17 protein-coding genes are annotated in these 23,335 nt (G+C 70.3%); 15 read left to right on the top strand and 2 right to left on the bottom strand.

The genetic code is table 11. From position 1 onward, the window contains the following. Positions 1–116: 116 nt before the first annotated feature. Together ACZ4NT_RS36035 and ACZ4NT_RS36030 are read right to left on the bottom strand one after the other, a co-directional pair. Complete coding sequence (locus ACZ4NT_RS36035; RefSeq protein WP_467729472.1) at positions 117–1,556, bottom strand: hypothetical protein; 1,440 nt, start codon at positions 1,554–1,556, stop codon at positions 117–119. Then, complete coding sequence (locus ACZ4NT_RS36030) at positions 1,553–2,992, bottom strand: hypothetical protein (RefSeq protein ID WP_467729470.1); 1,440 nt, start codon at positions 2,990–2,992, stop codon at positions 1,553–1,555. Before ACZ4NT_RS36030 ends, ACZ4NT_RS36035 begins: the two co-directional genes overlap by 4 nt. Positions 2,993–3,711: 719 nt before the next feature. On the opposite strand from ACZ4NT_RS36030, the gene ACZ4NT_RS36025 reads away from it, so the two are divergent. From ACZ4NT_RS36025 to ACZ4NT_RS35955, 15 genes are all read left to right on the top strand, one after another. Further along, a complete protein-coding gene (locus ACZ4NT_RS36025) occupies positions 3,712–4,647 on the top strand; it encodes a conjugal transfer protein (RefSeq protein WP_467729468.1) in 936 nt (311 codons plus the stop codon). Positions 4,648–4,652: 5 nt separating this feature from the next. Continuing rightward, on the top strand, positions 4,653–4,979 hold the full coding sequence (locus ACZ4NT_RS36020; RefSeq protein ID WP_467729476.1) for a hypothetical protein: 327 nt from the start codon (positions 4,653–4,655) through the stop codon (positions 4,977–4,979). Beyond that, entirely contained in the window at positions 4,976–5,563 is a 588-nt protein-coding gene (locus tag ACZ4NT_RS36015; RefSeq protein ID WP_467729466.1) for a hypothetical protein, read from the top strand. The genes ACZ4NT_RS36020 and ACZ4NT_RS36015 overlap by 4 nt, the downstream gene beginning before the upstream one ends. Next, positions 5,560–8,241, top strand: coding sequence for an ATP-binding protein (locus ACZ4NT_RS36010; protein WP_467729464.1), 2,682 nt, complete (start codon positions 5,560–5,562; stop codon positions 8,239–8,241). The genes ACZ4NT_RS36015 and ACZ4NT_RS36010 overlap by 4 nt, the downstream gene beginning before the upstream one ends. A 367-nt stretch (positions 8,242–8,608) precedes the next feature. After that, complete coding sequence (locus tag ACZ4NT_RS36005) at positions 8,609–11,344, top strand: hypothetical protein (protein ID WP_467729474.1); 2,736 nt, start codon at positions 8,609–8,611, stop codon at positions 11,342–11,344. Between the two features lie 41 nt (positions 11,345–11,385). Continuing rightward, the gene (locus ACZ4NT_RS36000) at positions 11,386–12,492 is read left to right on the top strand and encodes a C40 family peptidase (protein ID WP_467729462.1); all 1,107 of its coding nucleotides are present in this window, start codon (positions 11,386–11,388) and stop codon (positions 12,490–12,492) included. 615 nt (positions 12,493–13,107) lie between these two features. After that, a complete protein-coding gene (locus ACZ4NT_RS35995) occupies positions 13,108–15,729 on the top strand; it encodes an ATP/GTP-binding protein (protein WP_467729460.1) in 2,622 nt (873 codons plus the stop codon). Next, positions 15,726–16,661: a replication-relaxation family protein gene (locus tag ACZ4NT_RS35990; protein WP_467729458.1), complete on the top strand. Its 936-nt coding sequence runs from the start codon at positions 15,726–15,728 to the stop codon at positions 16,659–16,661. The genes ACZ4NT_RS35995 and ACZ4NT_RS35990 overlap by 4 nt, the downstream gene beginning before the upstream one ends. Before the next feature lie 343 nt (positions 16,662–17,004). Continuing rightward, complete coding sequence (locus tag ACZ4NT_RS35985; protein ID WP_467729456.1) at positions 17,005–17,604, top strand: hypothetical protein; 600 nt, start codon at positions 17,005–17,007, stop codon at positions 17,602–17,604. A 308-nt stretch (positions 17,605–17,912) separates the two neighbouring features. After that, positions 17,913–18,455 carry an ATP/GTP-binding protein gene (locus ACZ4NT_RS35980; RefSeq protein WP_467729454.1) on the top strand — a complete coding sequence of 181 codons (543 nt, stop codon included), beginning with the start codon at positions 17,913–17,915 and terminating at the stop codon, positions 18,453–18,455. A 128-nt stretch (positions 18,456–18,583) separates the two neighbouring features. Next, positions 18,584–19,150 (top strand): SAF domain-containing protein, encoded by a 567-nt coding sequence (locus ACZ4NT_RS35975; RefSeq protein ID WP_467729452.1) that lies wholly within the window; start codon positions 18,584–18,586, stop codon positions 19,148–19,150. Continuing rightward, a complete protein-coding gene (locus ACZ4NT_RS35970; protein WP_467729450.1) occupies positions 19,150–19,977 on the top strand; it encodes a hypothetical protein in 828 nt (275 codons plus the stop codon). The genes ACZ4NT_RS35975 and ACZ4NT_RS35970 overlap by 1 nt, the downstream gene beginning before the upstream one ends. Before the next feature lie 100 nt (positions 19,978–20,077). Beyond that, positions 20,078–21,454 (top strand): CpaF family protein, encoded by a 1,377-nt coding sequence (locus ACZ4NT_RS35965; RefSeq protein ID WP_467729448.1) that lies wholly within the window; start codon positions 20,078–20,080, stop codon positions 21,452–21,454. Beyond that, positions 21,451–22,407 carry a type II secretion system F family protein gene (locus ACZ4NT_RS35960; RefSeq protein WP_467729446.1) on the top strand — a complete coding sequence of 319 codons (957 nt, stop codon included), beginning with the start codon at positions 21,451–21,453 and terminating at the stop codon, positions 22,405–22,407. The genes ACZ4NT_RS35965 and ACZ4NT_RS35960 overlap by 4 nt, the downstream gene beginning before the upstream one ends. Beyond that, the gene (locus tag ACZ4NT_RS35955; protein ID WP_467729444.1) at positions 22,404–23,288 is read left to right on the top strand and encodes a type II secretion system F family protein; all 885 of its coding nucleotides are present in this window, start codon (positions 22,404–22,406) and stop codon (positions 23,286–23,288) included. The genes ACZ4NT_RS35960 and ACZ4NT_RS35955 overlap by 4 nt, the downstream gene beginning before the upstream one ends. Positions 23,289–23,335: the final 47 nt, after the last annotated feature.

Genomic DNA, 23,335 nt, shown 5'->3' with positions numbered 1-23,335 from the left:
GATCCCACTCCGCATTCGTCAGGTCTCCGCGTCCCATGGAGCCAGCCTGCCCCCAACACCCCACCCCAAGAGGGAGATCCGAGAAACAGTGCCTAGAGAACGCGCGTAGCCGAACCTCACTTCGAGGTCTCGGGGTTCGCGGGAGCCAGCAGGCCATCGCCCGGCCACAGGGCGCACCCGGCTTGTGCCCAGGCCAGTTGCCAGCCGATCTCAATCAGGACTTCGGCTCGTTCGGTGGGCCCGAATGCCTGGTAGTGCTCGGCCGCCGGGTCGTAGACCCGTATCTCGCTGTGCGGAGTGGAGCACACCAGCGCGCGGGCGATGTCCGGCAGGCGCAGGCTGAGGGCATCGCATTTGCGGTCCTGGATGAGCTGGAGCAGGTCCGCGGTGACCGCTTCCCAGTCGCCGACCTCCGGCCAGAGCCGGCCGCTGTCCAGTTCGTGGGTGAGCGTGGCCAGGGGCACGATCTCGCCCGGCCGGCGGCCGCGGGTGAGGCGCTCGTGGAAGCGGGCGCCGTCGGGCTGGCGGACTCGGGGGTGGAGCAGGGATGCTGCGGCGACGAGTGAGGTGTTGATCTCTTGTGCGGCGGCCGGGTAATAGGGCTCGTGGGCGAAGAGCAGGTACACCTCGCCGGCGGGCTGCGGGGAAACGTCTGAGGGCATGGTCGTCTTCTCCTTCGTTGGCTCGACGGGCGCCGTGTGTTCGACTGAGGGGTGGGGGCGCGGCCGTTGCCCGGGCGGATACGGGCCCAGTGGCGGCTGCCCGCCAGATCGCTCGTGCCGGGCAGGTACTGCATCGCCTTGCGGGGGCGTGAGGATCTGGCGCATCTGGGCGGCGAGTTGCCGCATCAGCTGCTCCCGGGTGATGAGCTCGCTCCAGGCGGTGCGGGTGCCGTGGCGCTGGAGCAGGCTGGCGGTGTCGAACATCTGGTGGTGGCCGAGCTTGATGGCGCGGCGCAGCTCGTGGCGGTCGCTGCCGTCGGCGGTCTGGACGAGAGTGGTGTGCAGGGCGGCGAGGCGCTGCAGGTAGCGGCAGGCGGCTTGGGTCTCGACGATCCGGGCGTTTTCGCCGGCGCGGGTGTCGAGCCGGTCGGGCAGGTGTTCCATGAGCGGCGGGACCAGGGCGGCCGCTGGCAGCACGATGCTGGAGGCGATGCCGTGCAGGCAGGCAAGGGCGGCAGCGGCCAGGGTGAGAGCCGTGACGGCGGCCGTGGCCGGCCGCACGGTCACGGCGCCGAGGCGGATCCGATGTGGCGGACGCCTGGCCAGCCAGCGCAGGGCAAGGAGCTGGGGGCGGGTTGCGATCGGGGTGAACACGGCGATGCGGTGCGGCTGGGTGGGGATGCTGCCATCAGCGGGAATCGTCCAGTCGATCCAGCCCCAGCCCGTTCGTTCCCGGATCAGGACGGGCTCGCAGTAGGAGGCGCAACGGGGGCCGCAGCAGACGTGTCCGCCGCGCACGGCGCGCGAGCGCTTCTTCTCCCACCGCTTGGGCTGCTGCCCGAACGGGTTGAGCCGCTGCGCAATCCTGGTCGTCGGCGGTGCGTGGGGGGTCATGGAGTGCTTCCTTCGAAAAGGTGGGTTGAGGTGGTGGCGCAGGTGGTGCAGCGGCCATCGCTCTCGGGGCGGGCGCGCCGGGGTGTGGGTCCGGGGCAGGTTCGGCATGGCGGCCAGCCCAGGCAGGCCGGGCAGAGGTCTTCGCCGGGGGCAGTGGCAGGGACGCCGCAGCCGGCGCATTCGGTGAGCGCCCGGTAGGTCAGGGCCTCGGTCACGGTGCGGGCGGCAGACGCCGTGGACGATCGCTCGGTCGGCGGGCGCCCCTGTGGCTCGGCTTTCCTCACGGCGCCGCACAGGTGACGGCCGTGAAGCGGGAGGGGAGGCGGGTAGGTCTGGGCGGCTCGCAGGCGGGCGGCGATGATCGCGCCGACGGTGGTGCGCACGGGCTGCGGCAGGGGCCAGTCGGTGATGAGGTGACGCAGCTGCTCGGTGCTCCAGCCTGCCTCCAGCATCGCCGTGGCGACGCGCCCCTGATCGGTCAGTGCCTTCCCGGTCAGCAGGAGTTGTGGACGGTGTGCTCCGATCTCGAGCAGCAGCCTGATCCCGGGATGCATCTCGTCCGCCGGGAGCACCCCTGCTACCTCGGGCCGCTTTGTGCTTGAGGCTGTTCGCGCCGCGTCGCCGTGATCGCACGGAGGGAAGGCTCTGGTCTTCTGCGTGGTGGTCTTCTTGCTGTTGGTGTTCTTACGGGGGCGACGCACCGACGTCGGGTTATCCACCGGTGGAAAACCCGACATCGGCCCGGACCTGCTGTTGTGCAGGCTGGGCAGGTCGGTGATGACGTACGCGGCCGCACCGAGGGTGCCATCTGGGTGACGCTCGCGTTCCCGGAGCAGGAAGCCGTGCTTCTCCAGCTCCTTGAGGCCGCTCTGGACGGCCGCCTGGCCGTCACGGCTGCGGCGCGCCAGGTCCGTGACGTTCATCCGCCAGCCGTCGCGGTGCGTGCTGATGAGCCCGAAGAGTCCCTTCGTCTTGAAAGACAGCCTGCTGTCGCGGAACAGGCCGTTGGCGATCTGGGTGAACCGGTCCGCCGCCATTACCCCGCGGCGGATCCCCGCCCCGACGCCGGACGGCGCCTTGCCCGCCGACGCGGGGGCGAACACCAGCCCGGCCCCTGTGGCGGGCTCGGCGGGGGCGGGGCGGTCCGTGATCGAGTACACGATCTCGCCGAGCGTCCCGTCGTCGTGTCTCAGCTGTTCGCGGATGAGGTAGCCGCGGTGCTGCAGTTCGTGCAGAGCACCGCGTACGGCGTCGCGTCCGGCCCCCGCGAGGTCGGCGACCGTCATGTGCCAGCCGGCGCGGTGGGTGCTCAGGAGCCCGAAGACGCCCTTCGCCTTGAAGGAGAGTTCAGGGTCGCGAAAGAGGCCGTTGGCGATCTGGGTGAACTGGTCCGCCGCCATCACCCCGCGGTGGATCCTCGCCCCGAAGCGGCTCATCGTGCTTTCTCGCACACCAGGTGCGTGCGGCCGCCGATGTCCTGGAGCAGATGTGCAGGAGCGAGGTGGCAGGGTCCGCGGTGTGGGGGCACAGGTGCGAGATCCATGGGCGCCAGCTCACCCGGCACCCCCGACCGGGCTGACGGCCACAGCTCCCGACCACCGGTCACGATCCGACAACATGCACCCTGGCCTGGCGTGGTCGACCTCATGGCGGGGGTGGGGTGACCACGGCCCTTCCCGGCGCGCCGAAGGATGCGCAGTCGCGGGTGCGCAGCTACGACGGCGCTCAGTGCGCAGTCGTCACTGCGCAACGGATTTCGGGGCTTGCGCATGCGGCAGGTGCAGCCAGCTGCGCACACCCGGCAGACGCCGTCGACGTTGCGCAGCACACGCCACGTCGTGCGCAGCCGGGCCTTGCACGGCCCCTTTTCCTGGAGCCGGTGCGGCCGTGGTCCTGCGGCGGTTTCCCCGCTGGCGCTCCGGGGCTCGCTGAGTGCGGTCCCCTCCCCACCACTTTTCGGCTACGCCCGCTTCAGGCGTATCCGGTCGCCGTCCGAGGCCGTGGTCGGGTCGCTGGTCGGGCCGACCACAGCCCCGACCACGGCTTTGTGTCCCCATCGTGACTGTGGTCGGGCCTTCATGGTCGGTGGTCGGGTCGGGGTCGGCGACTTGTCTCAAGGTCCGCACGTACACGCATCGACCTGGGAGTTTGAGACATGGCCCGTGGCAAGCAGGCCTCAGAGAGCGACGCGGCTTCCCCGATGGCCGCCGGCGCCCGGCTGGAGAAGATGCGGCGGCGCGTGCGCCTGTCGCGCCTGGCCCTGTTCACCGCGATCGCAGCCGGCCCCCTCGCCCTGGGTGTTGCGGTGATGTCCGGCCCGGCCACCGTTGCGGCCGCCCCCGCACAGAAGCCGGATGCCGTGCGCACTGCGGCCATCAGGGAAGATCCGGCGGGCTATGCGCAGGTGTTCATCGACGCGTGGCTGCGCAGCAGCGCCGACGACGCGGGCAGTGCGCAGGCGCGGCTTGCACAGTCGCTCGCGCCGGACGTCGCTCTGCCGGACCCGGTCGCAGGTGCGCAGCCCAAGCCGGCATCGGTGACCGCCGTGCGCAGTGCGCACCAAGGGGACGGCGCGTGGACGGTGAGGGTGGCGGCGCGATACGGCGACGGGCAGGTGCGCTACTTCGCCGTCCCGGTGGCTGCCGATGCAAGCGGTGCTTCGTTCACGGTGACGGGCGCTCCCGCCATAGTGGCCGGCCCGGCGCGTGCCGCGGTGGCCAGGTCGCCGTACGGCGTGAGCGTGCCCGCCGATGGCGATCTGTCGGTGGCCGTCGGTGAGTTCTTGGGCGCGTACCTGACCGGGGCCGGTCAGGTGGAGCGCTACCTCGCTCCCGGGGTGAAGCTCACGGCGCTCTCCCCCACCCCGTACACCGCGGTCACCGTCCAGGAGGTGTCGGGCGCCCAGGGGGCTGCGGCCGCCGAGCAGGTGCCGGGCGACGGCACGAACGTCCGCGTCCGCGTCCAGGCCGAAGCCCGGGATGACGCCGGGCGCTGGCCGCTGGCCTACGACCTGGGCCTCACGGCCCGCTCCGGACGGTGGGAAGTCGCAGCGTTTGAGTCCGCAACCGTGAAGGACAGGGGTGTGCGGTGAACACCATGGTGCTCGCGGGGCAGCTCAATGACCTCGGTGACTCGTGGATCAACATGTTCAAGGAGTGGGCCACCAAGGGCCTGCAGGCCGGTCTGGTCGTCCTCGTCGTCGTCATCATGATCCAGAAGTTCAGCCTGAAGGCCGGGATCGGCGCCCTGCTCTTGATGATCATCGCGCTGGGGCTGTACGACGCCCGCCAGGACCTGGCGGACATGTTCACCGACGAGGTGAAGAACCCCTCCAAAAGTGGTGCCCCCGCCGCGCCCCGCATCGTGCACGGCCCCCATCCCCTCCCCCGCGGGCAGTCCATTGGTACCGGAGGGATGCTGTGAGCGCCGCGGCCACGGGGCGGGTGGGCCGCTTCTACACGGCCGCCCGCCGCCATCCATGGGTGCTGGGCAAGGTCGCCGACTGGAGGATCCCGCTCGGCCCCTACACCCCCGCGCAGATCGTGGTCGCCGTCGGCGGCGGCTTCCTGCTCATCAAGACGATCAGCTGGTGGTCGTGGATAGGCCCGGTACCGATCGTGGCCTGGCTCCTGTCGGTCTGGGCGGTGCGCCGGCCGAAGATCAAAGGGCGTGCCCCGCTGCCGGCTGCGCTGGGCTGGATGCTGCTGGCCTGGCAGCCTCCCGGCGGACGCATCGGCGGCCGGGCCGCCCGGGACCGTATGTCCCGTCCGCTGCTGGGCGGGTTCACGCTCGAGGAGGCTGCTCCCGCCATCCCGGTCACGGCCACGCCGCGCATCGACCCGCCCGCGGCCGACCGCACCGTGCACCGCACGGCGGGCCGGCCTTCCACCCGCCGGCGCCCGCAGCGTCAGGTGCCCGAGGTGACGGTCAAGCCAGTTTCGGTGGGGCCGGTGTCGAGCGTCCAGCGATTGCTCACCCTCGCCGAGCAGACCGGGGGCGCGCGGTGAGGGTACCGATCCGTCACATCGCCGGACACCTCATCTGGTCGACGCACGGCAGCGTGTGGGCGATCTACCGGCTGCACCCGGGACCGGACGCACGCGGCCGACGGGAGGACAGCGTCCAGGGCACCTACGTGCCGGCGGCGGTCCGCGACGAGCAGCTCGCCAAGATCACGCACCTGGTCCGTTCGCTTTCGGGGGCGCCGCGCCTGTTCGGGCTGTGCGCCCAGGTCGATGCGGGTGAGATCGCGCTGCGCATGATCGAGGGCATCGAGTCCGGCGGGCAGGCCCCCGGCATCACGCATCCGTGGGTGGAGAACGTCGAGGCCACCTTGGATCTGCTGGGCGAGCAGGAGATGCACCGCCGCACGCTGTGGCTGGCGGTGCCGCTGCACCGCGACGCCGCCGGTGGGCAGGTGGGCCCGTCGCTGGGAGTGGTGTGGGCTGACCTGGCGCCGATGCTGGGCATGCGGGCCGCCCCGGTGGCGCGCCGCGAGGTGAGCGCCTACCGCGAGCAGGCCTTGCGGGTGGAAGCCGCGCTCGCCGGTGGCGTCGCTTTCCGCCCGGCCCGTCCGGCGGAGATCGTGTGGATGATCCAGCACGCACTGCACCGCGGGCTCGTGGAGCCGCTGCTCACCGACGCGGAGACCAGCAATCTGTATGGCGGGCACGTCCGCAAGGGGACGCTGCGCTGCCCCAGTTACGCCGACCTTGGCCAGGTCCGCCTGCAGGAGGGCGGCGTCGATCCCACCCCCAATGCCGAGGGGCGGGCGGGGGCGGGCCGGAGCGGCCGTTCGGGCCGTGGGGCGTGGTGGCGGCTGAAGACCGCCTCGCCGCTGCGGCGGCGGTGGCTGCAGGTGGAGTCGCAGACGGGGGTGGGTTATCAGGCGCAGCTGGCGCTGGCCGAGTGCCCGCCCATGGTGGGCCAGGACACCGCTGACCTGTTCGCGCAGCTGGAGAACCTGGACTTCCCGGTCGACTACACCATCGACGTGACCCTGGTGCCGGCCGACAAAGCGCGGGATCAGGTGCGGCGCAAGAAGAACGAACTCATCGACCAGGCCGACCAGTACGACGCCCGGCCCACCGGCATGCCCGCCTCCCTGAGCGACGCCGCCCGCGACCTGGGCGAGCTGGACGCACGCCTGTCACGCACATCCGTGGAGGTCGAGGTCCAGTCGGTGACCGTGCTCAGCGTGTGGGGGCCGACCGCCGCCGTGTGCGATGCCCGCGCCCGCGCTCTGGCCGCGCTGCTCGCCGGCGCCGACTACCGCGCCGTGCGCCCCACCGGACTGCAGGAGGCCCTGTTCACCCTCGGACTGCCCGGCACCGTACGGCCCGGGGTGATGCGGGAGTTCACCCAGCATCAGGTCAGCGAGGACTGGGCGCTGGGCGGGGCCTTCACCCTTGCGGAGGTCGGCGACCCCAACGGCATGTTCCTCGGCATCAACCTGGACTGCGGCACCACCCGCCCCGTGATGATCAACGTGGCGGATGCGCCGAAGCAGGACGCCTCCGCCTCCATGGGCATCATCGGCGACCTCGGCGCCGGCAAGAGCGTCCTGCAGAAGCTGGTTGCCGAGGCGGTGTGGGCGCGTGGCGGGGTCGCGATCTGCATCGACCGCACCCCAGTGCGCGAGTGGGCGTCCTTCGCCCGTACCGCGGCCGCGGGCCGCTGCCAGATCATCGACGCCGCCCAAGCGGAGGTGTCCATCGACCCGCTGCGCATGTTCGACGGCCCCGAGGCCCGCCACTATGCCCTGTCCTACCTCACGCTCCAGCTCGGCATCGGCCCGATGAGCACCCATGGAGAGGTCCTGCACCATGCCGTCGAGCGGGCTGCCGCCGGCGCGTGCCCGTCCATGCACCGCGTGCTGGAGGTCCTCGAGGAGATGGCCGGCGCGCAGGCCGGCAAGCGGCAGGACGCGGCCGCTACCCTCGCCGGCCTCATCCGCGTGGTGGCCCACAACCCGCTTGCCGCGATGGTGTTCGACCCGGCGCTGCCGCCCGTGCGGCTGGACGCCTCCCACACCTTGGACATGATCGTGATCACCACGGCTGGTCTGAAGCTGCCGCCGAAGGCCGCGTTCGACAAGCCCGACGTCCTGCACCAGCAGCCGCTGGAAGCGTTAATCGGCCGCGCGGTGCTCTACCTGATCGCGGCACTCGCCCGGCAGACCGCCTTCGAGACCCCGGAGCGGTTCACCGCCGTGGTGCTGGACGAGCTGTACTGGCTGACCTCATCCGCCGAGGGCACCGCCCTGGTCCACGAAATCCTCCACGACGGCCGCAAGCACGGCGCCGGCCTGATCGCCGCAACGCACGACGCGGAGGAACTGGGCCCCGACCGCGGGCTGATGGCCTACCGGGCACTCGCCCGCACTACGGACCGCGAACGCGCCCGCCGAGGACTGGAATTCCTCGGTCTCGATGCCAACGACGCCGAGCTGCTGCGGCTGGTGACCACCGGCCTGTCCCCGGTCGGACAACACGGCCGCGAAGGCGAGTTCCTCATCACCTGCCCACGGCAGAACACCGGCCGCATCAAGGTCGTCATCCCCCACATCGAGCGGATCTCAACCTCCATCACCACCACACCCGGAGGCCACCCCACCACAGTGGGCCGCCGCACCTCCGCGCCGCTCGCCGGCACCGCCACGGGCGACCGCTCGGAGGACCTGTGATGACCTCTTTCCCACCCAGCCCCTGTCCGCGCCTGGCCACCACCACGAGCGCTCTGATGCCGATCACCTTCGCGGCCGGCGTGCTCGTCCTGACGCTCGGAACGAGCCTTGCGCAGACCTCGTGGCCACACACTGGGCAGGCCCTTGCCGCCGACGCCGGTAAGGCAGCCGCGGGTCTGTGCGGTCGGACAGCGGGTCCTGCCATGGCGTACGGCGAGCACGTCCGCCTCACCACGAACGCCGGATCCACACCCGGATTCGCACCAGAGGGCGGGGACGTCGCCGCCTGGAAGCTGTCGCCGGCCGTGGCGACGGTCGGCATGCTCGTGGTCTGGCGCCGCCGAATACCTACGGGGCGAGGGCGGGCATGAAGAGGTTCCGTCCAGACCGCGGCACGTTGCGCTCGGCCGGCTTGATCGTGCTGCTCACCGGTGTGTTGGTCATGGTGAACAGCCAGGTCGTGTATGCGGCTGACAGTGGCAGCGAGAGCGGAGACCTGCTCGCCCCGTTGAACATCACCTCCTCCGAGGGTGTGCCGATCGACGGGTACGACCTGAACGCTTCAGGCGGCTCCATCGTCGCCTTCAAAACGCAGGCCCTGGCCTTCGCCCTGTCCGGCTTGTTCACCCTGATCCGGCTCCTGGTCGGGCTGGCCGGGTGGGCGATCGAGGTGGCCTTCCGGTTCCCGCTGCTGAAGATCCTCGCCCGGCCGGCGCAGAAGGTCGCCGACAGCTACGACACGGTCGTCGTCGACACGCTCGGACTGAAGGGTTTGCTGCTGGCGTGGGCGTTCGTCTTCGCCGCTTTCATGATCGTGCGGGGGCGGGTCGGCCGCGGGCTGGGCGAAATTTTCCTCACCCTGCTCATCGGGGCGTTCGCTGCCTCAGCTCTCATCCGTCCCGACACCCTGCTCTCCCAGGACGGACCGCTGGGGCAGTCCCAGCAGGTGGCTGCCGAGGTGGCCCAGCGCTCCGTCAACTCCTACGACTGGGGCGGCAAGCTCGCCAGCCTCGACCCGTGCGCGGGCATGGCCGGCCATGCCGAGACCAAGTGTGAAAAGCGGGAAGGCGAAGGGCCGGTCTCCGCAGCCGAGGTGGCCCGCCCGATCCAGGACTCGATCACCAACGCGCTGATCGTCAAGCCGTACATGCTGCTGCAGTACGGGCGCATCCTCGACCCCGCCACACCGGCCGACCGCAAGGCCTACGCCGTCCACCTGAAGTGGATCACCGGCGGCTACAAGGCCGGCAACACCACCAAGGGAAGAGACAAAGACCCGTGCGACAAGATCTGGGGGCCAGGCAAGAAGTACTGCGAACGCGACACCGACAACCAGGCCGGCAGCGGGAGCCTGCCGGAGCTCACGCCGGGTGGGGAACTGCTGGACGCCTCCAGCGCGATCGTCACCGACGAGGACCGCGAATTTGCCGCCTTCCTTGCGGACATGAAGAAGGCCGGCAGCGTCGGCAAGGCATGTGCCGAGTATGCGCACGAGCCCACCTGGTGGCGCATCGGCGGTGCTGGCCTGCTGCTGATCGCCGCGCTGTTCATCTGCGGCATGCTGCTCTCCAGCGCCATCGTGCTGCTGGGCACCCAGGGCATCTGCGCCGCGGCCGCGGCCGCAGGCGGCGTCACGTTCGTTGCGGGCATGCTGCCCGGGCCCCCGCGCCAGTCGGTGTGGAAGTGGCTGTCACTGTGGGGCATCTCGGTCCTGACCGTGGTCGGGATCTGCGCGTTCGTGCCGTTCTTCGGCATCGCCGTGGACGCCACCCTCACCGAGGGGCCCGACCTGATGGTCGAGCGGATTTTGCTCATCGACGTCCTGGCCATCGCCGGGGCTGCCGGGCACCGCCGCCTGCTGAGCGGGATCACGTCCTTCGGCCGGCGCATGGCGATGCGGATGCGCTACGCCAAGGTCGGCGGCACCCACATGCCCGGCGACACCTCCGAACTCGGCGCAGCCCTGGCCATGAACTCCCCCGCAGCCATGGGCGGATACCGCGGGGGTTTGCGTGCATTCACCGGCGGGGGCGGTGGACGGTTCGGGATGCTCGGCACCCGGCAGCGGCTGCTGGGCTCACTCACTTCTGTGTTCGACGGGGTGGGCCTGCCGGTGGACACGGGCCGGGTCCTTGCCGGCGCCACGGCCGAAGCCGGGCGCGGTCTGGCCCCGCTGACGGCTGCCGCGGCCGTGGGCGGGGCCGGCGCGCGGCTCGGGGCAAAGGGCTCCCACTGGCTGCTGATCGGACGGCGGCCGCAGGACGAGCAGCTGGCCAAGTGGACGAAGCCCACCGCCGACGGCGACCCGAACACCGGCGAAGGGCCCTTTGGCGGCGCAGACGGCGGCTCAGGCGGCACGGGGCCGCGCCGGCCCGCAGGTCCGCCCGACCGCTATCGCAACAACGACGGGCAGGTCATCGACCGCTCCACCGGCGAGGTGCTGCACGACCAGAACACCGACCGGACCCTGCTGTCGACCCGGGCCCACAACCAGCTCGTCCGGTTGCGCGGCTACCGCATCCTCAACCGCGGCGGCCGGGCCGTATACGGGGCGAGTGTTGCTCTGCCGGCCACGGTGCGCCGCGCTCGTTCGGGAGGCTCGCGCTACACCCAGGACGCCCGCCAGCAGGTGCGGGTGTGGGGCAACACCCTCCGTGAGGACGCTGGGGCGTGGTCAGATACCGGTCGTCACGTGGCGCGGGTCATCCGCGAGCACACCGACGACCGCGACGCAGCCGCTCCGTTCACCGGTCGTCGCCTGCCGGCCGCAGCCCCCTCGGCCTCCCCCTCGCGCGCTGTTTCTGCGCCGCGGCCTGCTTCCTCTGGTCGTCCTTCGGGGCGTACGGCGTCTGCCCCGGCTCGATTGACCGCGCCTGCGGACGGTTCTGCACCTGCGCCCCCTGCACCTCTCCCTGGGCGGGACGGCCCCGCGCCGCTGTCCCGCTCCGATCTCGGCCGGTCCGGGCGTCCCGGTCGCGCCGGCGACGGTGACGGTTCCACCGGCGCCGACAACCAGGCCCGGATACGGGAGGCGATGCGTCAGGCCGATGCGCTGCGCGACATGCGGGCCCGGTGGAGGAGCGAGGACGGTGAGGACGAATGAGGCCCTCCCGGCGCCGGATGGCGCGATGGGGGTGCGTGGCGATGCTGCTGCTGTTCTCCGCCGTGTGCTGCGCCGCCCCAGCAGGCAACGCGATCAGCGCGTACGTCGCGCTGACGACCGGCGCCCAGGACGACGGCGGGATCGTTGCGGGCGGCAGTGCCGCAGACATTCCGCCGCGCATGCTCACCGCCTACAAAAAGGCCGTACAGCAGGTCGGGAAGCATGTGCCGTCGAGTCATGGCATGCGCTGGCCGATCCTGGCCGGCATCGCCAAGGTCGAGTCCAACCACGCCATCGGCCGCAGTGTCGCCGCAGGCGGCGACATCCGCCCGAAGATCTACGGGGTGCTCCTCAACGGCTCCGGCCAGGGCGGCAACACCACCACCTTTCCGGACACGGACGGCGGCCGGTGGGACGGCACCGCCAGCGCAGAGCGCGCGGTGGGGCCCTTCCAGTTCCTGCCGTCCACCTGGCAGAACGTCGGCCAGGATGCCAGCGGCGACAAAATTGCCGACCCGCACAATGCCGACGACGCCGCGCTCGGCGCCGCCATCTACCTGTGCGGAGGCGGCCGCGACCTGGTCAGGCGGGCCCAGCTCAAAGCCGCGATCTTCCAGTACAACCACTCCAGCGCGTACGTCGCCAACGTGCTGGGCTGGATCGACCAGTACACCGCGGCCGCGAAGGCTCCGGACCTGAAGAACGTCACGGGCACGGTCCGCACCGTCATCGAGGCCGCGCTCTCCCAGCGCGGTATCCCGTATTCGTGGGGCGGCGGCAACTCCCAGGGCCCGTCGTACGGCATCTGCTGCTCGCCCAGCGGCAAGAGCGGTCAACGGATCAGTGGCTACGACTGCTCGGGGCTGACCACCTACGCCTACGCGAAAGCCGGCGTTCGTCTGCCGCGTACCGCGGCCGCGCAGGCGGGCCAGGGCCAGCGCATCCCCGCCCGTCGTGGAACCAGTGCCCTCAAAGCCGGTGACCTCGTCTTCTTCGCCTACGCCCCCGGCCGTGACGCGACGATCTATCACGTCGGCATCTACCTGGGAGCCGGGCAGATGGTCAACGCCGCCCGCCCAGGCACCGTCGTGCGGCTGGATGCGGTCGATGCCATGTCCGGCTATGCGGGGGGAGCTCGGCTGCTATGACCACCCTCGCGCGCTCACCGCGTCTGCTGGTGCTGAGCGCCTTCACGCTCGCCGTCGTCGGTGCCGGCCTCCTTGGCGTGCCGCACGGACAGCCGGCACCGGCCCCGGCGCCGTCTTTGACTGCTCACGCAACCACTCGCCCGTCACCTGCGGCCCCGACCCCGGCCACTGATGTGCCGGCCGTCGGCGTGCCTGCCTCGACGCCTGCCGCGTCGAGACCGGCGGCCGGTGGGCGGGCACTGCCGCCGCACGGTGACGGCACGGCCGGCGATGAAGCCATCCAAAAGGCGCTGGAGGACGCGTGGCCCCCCGAATCTTCCCTCTGGTGACGCGCGCGAACTGCTGGCAGCGGGACGCGGCCTCCTGCGTGCCGACGCCACCGGGATCGGCCGCGCCAGGTGGCCTGCGGCCTTCCCCGCCTCCCAGGAGGGTCTCGCGCCGGCGTTCGCTTCCGCCCGTTTCCGGATCCAGGCCGCGATCGCACGCCGGGACGCCGGCCCGGACACGGCGGTGGTGCATCTGGTGTGGGCCGGCACAGGACCGCGGCGGCACGTACACCGACGGCCGCCTCACCGACCTGTATTTCACCCGCACCACCTGGAAGGGAGCCACAACGTGGGTACCGCGACCTCGCACCTGAGCACCGTCACCGGCGCATCACCCTTGGGGCAGGGGCTCGGTGCGATTGCGTGGCTGGCGGATGCGGCCGGCTGGCTTTTTGCCCATTGGTACGCCCTGGTGCTCGTCCTGGCCTGGGTGTGGGGTGCGGGCGTGCTGCTGGTGCGCTGGCTGGCGCGCAAGGCCTCTGCCGAGCGGATGGCGCTGGAGCTCGTGCCTGCCCGGCACTTCAACCCCGGCCTGGAGGAGATCTTCCGCCGCGGCGTGCAGCTCGCCAGGGCCTCGACGAGCATGCCGTGGTGGGCGCCGCGCCGGACCAAGACGGTACAGATCCGGTTGCGGGCCGATGGCTCCTACCCGTTGCGTTACCGCATCGAAGGCCCGGCTGGAGCGCAGCGGCTGCTGTCGATCACGGCGTTCGGGCCTGATGTGCGGGTGGACAAGGCCCGCCCGATCGTGGACACGCCGCGTACTCATCTGGTGCGGGCGGAGTTCGTCCTGCGCGGCAAGCCGATCGCCCCGTTGCGTCAGGTGCCGTTGGAGCCGGACCCGCTGCAGCCGCTTGTGGATGCCGTGTGCGACCTGCGCGCCGAGTTGGGTGACCTTGCCGAGATCCGCCTGGACATCCAGCGTGCCGCGAAGTGGACGCTGCGCTCGAGGCGGCTGCAGCTGATGGCCGCCGCGCGCCGTGCGGAGCGCCGGGAGGCCCAGCGTGCCGCGCGCTGGATCCGTAAGGACGCGCATGGGATCGAGGACTCCCTGTCGTGGCAGCTGCAGCAGCTTCTCACCGGCAAGCAGCATGCTGTCGGCCGCCGGTTGGTGATACCGCCGGTGCCGCGCCGCGTCGAGCCGGCCGAGGCATTGGGCAAACTCGCCCAGGACGACCAGCTCGTACGGGTGCAGCTGTTGGTGATGTGCGCCTCGAACGTCGAGGGCCGCGCGCAGGCTCGTCTCGCCCAGCTGCAGGCCGGGCTGGATGTGTTCGGTGGTGATTCTCGGTGGGCGATGCGCGGGTGGCGGGTGGGCCCGTGGCGGATCGGCGCGGATCACTGGCCCACCCGCCGCGGCTTCGAGCGACGCTGGAAATGGGGGCATTGCCAGCCGCCCCGGGCGAACTGGGTGCGGCTGGAGGAGCTTGCGGGGCTGCTCAAGCCGCCCACCGTCCATTGCCGGCTGCCGCTGCTGGCCGGGGACCTGCCGACGTTCTCCTTCGGCGACCCCACCCTGTTGCTGCAGGGCATCTACCGGGGGCCCGATGGACGCGAACGGCTGGTCGCCACCCACGCGGAGGAAACCCTCTTCGAATGCGCGGTCGGCAAAGCGGGCGGCGGCAAAACCGAACGCGCTCTCGCGCAGGCGATCGGCTGGGCGCATGCCGGCGGCGGGCTGCTCTTCCTCGATCCGCACCGCGACTCCTGGCCCCGGGCCGCGCCGTTTCTGGCCCACGACCACCTCATGGACCGCATCGCATTTATCGACCTCAACGTCAGCGGGTCCAGCGCGCGCGTCAGTTCATGGAATCCGCTGGCCATGCAGCAGGGCCAGGCGCCGCACGAAGTCGTCGAAGCCATCACCGATGCCTTCGCCGCCGCTTTGGGCTGGGACGACGCCAGCGCACCGCGTGCCTTGACCATCCTGGGCGCCGCCCTGACCGTGCTGGCCGCCCTCAACCAGGCCGCCTGCGCCGCCGGCCGGCCCGAAGACCAGGCCACTCTCTTCCACGCGCGGGCCCTGCTCACCGACCCCGCGTTTCGCACCACGGCGCTCACCGCACTCACCGGCCGGCTCGAGGCAGAGACCCTGTCCTGGTGGCAGAACATCTTCCCCACCCTGCCTCCGGACGCCTTCGCCGTCGTCCTCAACCCCCTCGCCCGGCTCGCCGCCCACCCCATCACCCGCGCCTTCCTCGGCCAGCCCGTCGGCGTCTACAACATCCGCGCCGCCATGGACACGAAGATGATCGTGTGGGTGTGCCCGGCCGGCAACGGACCCACCGACCGGCTCCTGACCGCGCTCCTGGCCCGCGACCTGCTGCGCGCCGTCCGCTCACGCCGTGACACCCCCGAACACCAGCGCGTCCCCTTCCGCCCCTACTTCGACGAGCTCATCACCCTGACCGGCGCCGCCCCGGAAACCATCGCCGCCATGTTCGAGGACTTCCGCAAATACAAGGCGCACGTCCACGGCATGACCCAGCTTCTTGCCCGGCTGCCCGGCCCGGTCCGGATGTCGCTGCTGCACAACGCCTCCACCCTGGCCACCACCGCGGGCTCGAAGACCGCGATCGCCCCCATCACCGCCGAGTGGGGCGACACACCCAGCCCCGACCAGGCCGTCGCCCTGGACCGCTTCGAGCACTACGCCCTGCTGACCGTAGGAGGCCGCCGCGTCGGCCCCGTACGCCTGCGCGGCCCTCACCTCGACGACGTGTTCGCCGAGCATGCACGCCCTGGCAAAACCGCCGCGCTGCACCACGCCGCGCTCGCCACCGCCGGGGCACTCCCCCTCGACCAGCTCACCACCCGGGCCGCCGGCCAACTCGCCCGCGTCACCGCCTTCCTCACCCAGCACACCCCCACTCCCCCGCCGACCGCACCCTCCACGAAGGGATACCAATGACCACCCAGCCCCGGCCGCACGCCCCCTGCGTCGCCCCGCCGGCGGGCTTCACCCCCACCCCCGCAGAGTCCCTGGCCCACCGGATCCTGGCCACCCTGGGCCAGCACCGCATGGCCACCACCCGCCAGCTCCACACCCTCCTGCGACCCGACGCCAGCCGCCAAGTCATCTCCCGCCCCTTGAACGAACTACGCCGCAACAACCTCGTCGGCTACACCGTGCTGCCCCAGTCCCACCGCACCCGGGCCTGGTACCTCACCCCCACCGGCGCCCGTCTCACCAGAGACTGGCCCCACCTACGCAACCGTCCGCCCTACCCGATCACCTCCGCCACCGCCGCCTCCCTCAAAACCCCCCACACCCTCACCGTCGTCCGCACCCACCTGGCCTTCGTCACCGACGCCCGCCGGCGCGGCGACGAACACGGCCCCCTCGACTGGACCCCCGAGGTCGCCCACCCCATCGGCGACGGCGAAAAGCTCATCGCTGACGCCGTCGCGCACTACACCCTCACCACCGGCCAACAACGCCGCAAACTGCGGGCGTTCATCGAAGTCGACCGCACCACCATGGGCAGCGAACGTCTCGCCTCCAAACTGATCGACTACGCACGCCTGAGGACCTACGAACCCCAGCTCCCCGGCCGCCAGCGCCGAAACCACCACGCCGGCAGCCCCGGATGGCTACGGCACTACCCGCTCTTCCCACGCGTGCTGTTCGTCCTTACCGGCGCCCCACCCCACACCCTGCACAACCGGATCAACGACCTGCAGGCCATGACCACCCAGCACCCCCTCGTCGCCGCCCTCGCCCGCGACGTCCCCCTCGCCGCAGCCACCCTCACCGACCTCGAAGAACACGGACCCACCGCTCCCGTGTGGACCCCCCTCGCCCGACCAGACGGCACCCCCACACCCTGGACGGAACTCTGACACCACCCCGGCCCCCACCAGGAACGGCACGGACGAAGCAGGACCGTCCGCGTCAGTCCCCGGTCCGAGGCCGCTCAAGGCACCCTCTAGATCATCACAATCGCAACGAACAATTCGCGACAGCAAAGGTCTATTTATGATTGAAAATGAGCCAAGTTACCCCTGTGGCCCACCAGTACCGGCCACCACCCTCCGGCATATGCGTAATCTTCTCAGAACGCAAACGCACCACCGCAGCTCGACCAGGCCGCGGATCTGGGCAGCCACCACCCGGCTGCCGGTGACAGCGGCCCCGTCACATCACGCCGTACGGGGAGACTGCATGACACGCACTAAGCAACGCATGCCAGAACGCAGGAACAGCGGACGCCGTCGACAGATAACAATCGGCCTGATCCTCCTGGGCGGCCTCATAGTGACGACCGGCTGCAGCAACGAGCACAGTCCGTCGCAGACTGAGTCTGGGGATACAAAGGCACCCTCAGCTCCAGCCTCCCCTTCTCCGACCGAACCGGCATCTTCGCCAGCCACGGACTCTGGGGCTCCCATCGAGGCTGCCTACCGGCGCTATTGGGACGAGAAGGTAGCGGCGTACGCGCAGGCCAACCTCAGGGGTACAGCCCTCAAGAAGTACGCGGTCGCGCAAGCGTATGCCGCAGCCAAGACTGAGATAGGTGCGCTTCAAGAGAAGCGTCTGGTAGCTACCGGGAGGCCGGTACTCCATCCGGAAGTCACCTCCATCGACACGAAATTGAAGGTGCCGCGGGCTGCCCTGACCGATTGCACAGACGTCTCGCGCTGGAAGCTCGTGAAACAAGCCAATGGCGAAGCGGTCAGCCTCCCGAAGGATCGGTTGACGAGGTACGTCACCAATGTCGTTGCCGAGAAGTGGTACGGCACCTGGGTGATCGTACAAGTCACTCCTGAGGACCGGTCATGCTAGTCCACCGCCCTGTTGCTGCAGTGACAACCATCGCCCTACTGATCATTGGTGTGACTACAGCTCACGCTGATGACGGCCCGGACATCAGTAGGGGGCACTGCGACATGGTGTCCTTTTGCGTAGGGGTCGCTACCCACGGACGAGGTGCTGGCAAAAATCAACCGTCGGAAGAGGGCAAGCCTGCTTCCCACCACGGTGGTACCTCGTCCGAATGCACCGTCCGCCCAATGGATCCTCAACCACCCCCTGGAAGTCTCTTCTACCAAGGGGAGGGACGATTGGCTTACGAGCGGACCTGCCCTGGCGGTGTGACGACCTTCATCGGCGCCGATCCCGCAGCAGACGTGCCAACAGCGAACCCAGCAGCGCTAGCCCAGCAAGCCGTCGACAAGATGGCACTGCTGGGTCCGGACATCGCTAGTCCGCGTGACGCCGGGAAATACACGGTCGGTGTTCCGATGTGGATGTGGGTCAACCAGAGCGCCACGACCTACGGTCCGAACACCGCGTCGGCGACGGCGGGCGGGATCACCGTCACCGCGACGGCGAAGGTGTCGAAGATCGTGTGGCAGATGGGCGACGGCGCCTCCGTGACGTGTCGCGGTCCCGGCACGCCCTATACGCCGTCCGAGGGCATCGCGCAGTCACCGACCTGCGGACACGTGTACTCCAAGACCTCAGCCAGTGCCCGGAGCAGCAAATTTCCGGTGATCGCGACCTCGACGTGGACGATCAACTGGCAGGGCGGCGGACAAGCCGGTCAACTCACAGAGGTCCGGCAGACCGACCTGCAGGTGGCAGTCGGCGAAGTACAGGTTGTCGGTAACGCCGCCGGAAGGACAGAACGGTGAGCAAGACCCAAGTAGGCACAGCCCCAAGCAGCGTCCCTCCTCAGGAACGCGTTGCCGGGCCTGTGGTCCCGCCCCGGGTGTCAGCGCGCAGGCGACGGCCAGGGGTCATCGCTCTGTCGCTGGCATTGATGGCGGCCGGGGGCGCCGGCGTTGCCGTCCTGTTGCTCCAGGTCGGCGACCGTACGGACGTCGTCACCGTGGTCCGTAACGTCCAGGTCGGGCAGGTGCTCACCGAAAGCGATCTCGGCAAGGCGTCCCTCGCCCTGGATGCGGCCGTCAAGTCCGTGCCCGCCGACGACTTGAAGTCGGTGGTAGGCAAGCGGGCGGCCGTGGAGCTCAAGCCCGGTTCTCTGCTGGCCCCCGCGCAGGTGACCAGGGACTCGCTGGTGAAGGCAGGCGAGAAGTTGGTGCCGATAGGGCTGGAGCCCAAGCAGATTCCTGCCACGGCGCTGGTGCCGGGCCAGAAGGTGGAGCTGGTGCATGTCCCGGCTCAGGGAGCGACCGATAGTGGCAAGACGTCGGAGGCTGCGCCGCAGACCATCAGGGGTCGGGTCGTGAAGGCGTCCGGCGCTGCTCCGGGTACGGGAGTGAAGGTGGTGGACGTGGCCACCTCAGCCACCGACGGGCCCAAGGCCGCCGCCTGGGAGGCAGCCGGCACTTTGCGTCTGGTCCTCGCTGCCCCGGACGGTCGCTGATGGCTGTCATCGCGCTTGCCGGCTGCAGCGGTGCGCCCGGCGTGACCACCAGCGCCCTGGCCTTGCTGCTGTCGTGGCCTTTGGAAGCGGGGCGGCGGATGATCCTGGCCGAATGTGACCCGGACGGTGGGTCCGTGCTGCACGGTCTGCTGCAGGGCACGCTCGAAGACCGGTACGGGCTGCGCAACCTCTCGGTTGCCGCCCGTAAGGGCGAGTTCAGTGAAGCGTTCTGGCGGCAGCTGATCGATCTGAGCAGTGAGGACCCCAAGAAGGAGTCACCTCGCGATCGTCTGCTGCTCCCCGGCCTCACTGACCCCGCGCAGGCGGCGAGCCTTGGCCAGGTGTGGAAGGTTCTGGCGCGGATGTTCCGCGGCATCGAAACGCACAGCGGTCACGACGTTCTGATCGACCTCGGCCGCCGCGGCGCGTACGGGCCTTGCGGGGTTCTGGCTGAGCAGGCCGACGCCGTGTTCGTGGTGGTCCGCAACACACTTCGCTGCCTGCAAGCGGCCGAGGGGCGGGTTCGCGCCTTGGAGGAGCGCGTCGGCGACGTCAGCGTGTTGATGATCAATGAGGGTCCGTACCCCGCGGGTGAGGTGCAGCGTGTTCTGCAAGTACCGGTGATCGCCACCCTGCCGTACGCGCCGGACGATGCCGCCGTGCTGTCCGACGGCGCCGAACAGTCTCGCCGGTTTATCCGGTCGTCGCTGATGAGGGCTGCCCGCACCAGCAGCACCCTGGTCATCCAGCGGGCCGCCATGCGCCGGGCCCGTCTCGATCCGCGCGTGGTGCGCGCAGCTGGCGGGGAGGTGACCCGTGCACGCTAGGCCTCTGCACCCGGACCCCTCGGTGGCACCCCTGCCCCAGGCGCGGGAGCACCAGAGTGCCACAGCGCCGACCTCTGCCGGTTCGGCCGCGGGAACGCGTGTGCTCGGCGCGGCTGTTCCGCAGGTCGCCGTCGACTATCGGGTGGCCCGGGATATCGCATCGCAGGTTGCCAGGCAGCGGGAGGAGCTGCTGAAGACCAAGCCCGATATGGACCGCGACAGTGAGGAGCAGCGCTGCCTGAACTGGATTGCCGAGGCTGTCGCCCTGTGGTCCGACGCTCAGGCCATGACGTTGCGGGAGGACGAGGCGCTGCGGCGCGCCGTGTATGACCTGCTGTTTCGGGCGGGCCGGTTGCAGCCGTATCTGGACGATGAGCGGGTGGAGGACATCATCATCCAGGGCCCGCAGGAGGTGTGGCTGGACTATGGCGACGGTGAACGCCGTCGGGTGGGCCCGATCGCAGAGTCCGAGGAGGAATTGCTGGAGCTGTTGCGGGAGTTGGCCCGGGGTTCCGGGAACAGTGAGCGCACCATCTCCACGGCGAATCCCACGCTTGCTCTGGCGCTTGAGGACGGCTCCCGGCTGCAGGCCATCACCGGGCTGGGGCCGATGACGTATGCGGTCATCCGCCGGCACCGTATCTCCCAGGCCGGTCTCGACGACCTGGTGCGGCTGGGCATGATCGATGCGGTCCTGCGCGAGTTCCTCGGTGCGTGCGTACGTGCTGAGAAGAACATCATGATCGCGGGGAAGCAGAAGGCCGGCAAGACGACGCTGATGCGGGCGCTGCTCAAGGAGTTCGATCCTGAGACGCGGTTTGCCACCATTCAGAGCGAGGACGAGCTCTTCGCCCACGACAACGGCTACCACAAGCAGGTCGTGTCCCTGGTGGGCCGCGAGTCCAATGGGGAGAAGGATGTCACCGGGCGCGGTGCCGGCGAGGTCACGCTGCTGGATTTAATGCATCCCGCGCTGCGGATGTCGCTGGAGCGGATCGTGGTCGGCGAGGTCCGCGGCCCCGAGGTCGTGGCGATGATGCAGGCGTTGACGAACGGATCCGGCGGCAACCTGTGCACCATCCACGCCCGGAGGCCGGACATCGTCTTCGACCGGATCGCCGAGCTGTATGCGCTCGCCCAGGAGAACCTGTCCGAGCAGCTCGCCTACCGGCAGACCGCCAACGGCCTGGACTTCGTGGTGTTCGTCGACATGACCGATGAAACGCAGATCGGTGGGCACCGCCACCGCTATGTCTCCCACGTCCTGGAGCTGACCGGGATCGGCGAGAGTGGCCGGCCCGCCACCAATGAGGTGTTCTCCCCCGGCAAGGAGTTCGGTGAGCCGCGGGCGGTGCCCCGGATGGACCCAGGCTGCATCGATGATCTACGCCGCGTCGGCTTCGACTCCACGCTGCTGCAACAGCCCTACGGGACCTGGCAGGCGCCCCTACCGCTGAAGGTGGGGATGAGCCGATGACATGGCTGTTGGGACTGCTGTGCGGGATGGCCGTCGTCGGCGGGCTGATCGGTGTCGTCGCCGGGACGGTGGGCACGACGGCCCCGCGCCGGGCCCCGCTGCGCCGGCGCTGGCAGGCCGTGCGCGCCGGCAAGAACCAGAGCCAGGGCAGCCGGCTGCGACGCCGCACGCTCACCCTGGCAGCCGTCGCCGTCTTCGTGGCTGTGTGGCTTTCCGCGGGGAACTTCGTCGGCGGTGCACTGCTTGGTGCGGCTGTCATCGGCGTGCCCTGGCTGATCACCCCGGCGCAGCTGGCGCAGGAGCGCATCGGCCAGCTGGAAGCTCTCAGTGAGTGGACGCAGCGGCTGGCCGGGCTGCTGCGGCTGGGCATGGGTCTGGAGCAGGCGATGATCACCAGCCGTCAGGGGGCGCCGGACGAACTCGCCGAGCACATCATCAACCTGTCCGACCGGCTGCGGCTGGGCTGGCGGCCGGAGCAGGCCCTGCGCGCGTTCGCCGGGGAACTGGACGATGTCACCGCGGACAAGGTGACCGCCGCACTCGTTTTGTCGGTCAACGACCGCGGTCCTGGCCTGGCACAAGCGCTGGAGGATTTGGCGGGCACCGTCCGGGAGGAGGTCGCCAAGAAGCGCGCCATCGAGGCAGACCGGGCCAAGCCCCGGACGACCGTGCGGTGGATGACCATCATCACTGTCGGCGTCGTGGTGGCCGGGTTCTTCGTGCCGTCCTACACCAGGCCGTACTCCACGCTGCTGGGGCAGCTCGTGCTCGCCTTCCTGGCGGCGGGGTTCGTGGGTGTGCTCGCCCTGATGCGGCAGCTGGGCACCTTCCGCCGCATCCCGCGTTTCCTCATTCCCGACCCGACCAGCACCGTCCGACTCCCCGCGCCTGAAGCGGAACCGGAGCCGGAGCCGGCGGCCGCCCGCCGGGGGCAGGAAGGAGCCGTGTCGTGAACCTGCTCCCCGTCGTTGCGGCCGGAGGCACGGTCGGCGCCGGCCTGGCCCTGCTGGTGCGAGAACTCCTGCGTCCCCAGCCCGCATTGGGGCCGGCCCTCAAGCGCAGCGCCCCTGCCACCTTGGCCCTGCCCGAACCGGAACTGGACCGTGAGGAGGTGTGGGGCCGGTGGCTGCTGGCCCGCCTCGAGCGGCTGCCCGGCGTCCGCATCCCCGCCACCAACCTGGCCCTGCTCGGGCAGGGGCCAGGACACTTCATGCTCAAGAAGACCGCGCTCGCCGCACTGGGGCTGCTCTGCCCGGTGATCGCGACCATTCCCTGGGTCATCGCGGGCGTGGGCCTGCCGTTCTACGTGCCGGCCGCCGTCGGACTGCTCATCGCCGGCCTGCTGTTCATCACCCCTGATCTCGCGGTGCGCGACCAGGCCAAGCGGGCGCGGGAGGAATTCGCGCACGCCCTGTCCGCCTACCTGGACCTGGTCGCCCTCAAGCGGGCAGCCGACGCCGGCCCCGCCGAGGCCCTGGAGAAGGCCGCCGAGGTCGGCGAGGGCTGGCCCTTTGTGTATCTGCAGGCAGCGCTGCGCCGGGCCCGGCTGGAGAAGATCCCCCCGTATCAGGCACTGGCGGAGCTGTCCGCCCAGTACCAGCTGCCCGTCCTGGACGACGTCGCCGACATCATGCGCGGCTCGGCTACTGACGGCGCCGCCGTCTACAAGGCGCTGCGGGCACGCACCGCCGCCCTGAATGCGGAACTGCTCGCCGCACAGGCCGCCGAGGCGAACGCGGCCAGCGAGAAGATGACCGCGCCCGGCGCCCTGCTCGCCGTCCTGGTCATGCTCCTGATGGCCTTCCCCGCGGTCATCCGCATGCTCGCCGTCTGACCACCACCGTCCTCAAACGATTCCCTGATCCATTGAAGAGCCAAGGA

The organism is Streptomyces sp. NPDC026417 (genome assembly GCF_055567695.1).
The sequence above is the reverse complement of the archived record's forward strand: the minus strand, read 5'-3'. Positions and strand labels throughout refer to the sequence as shown.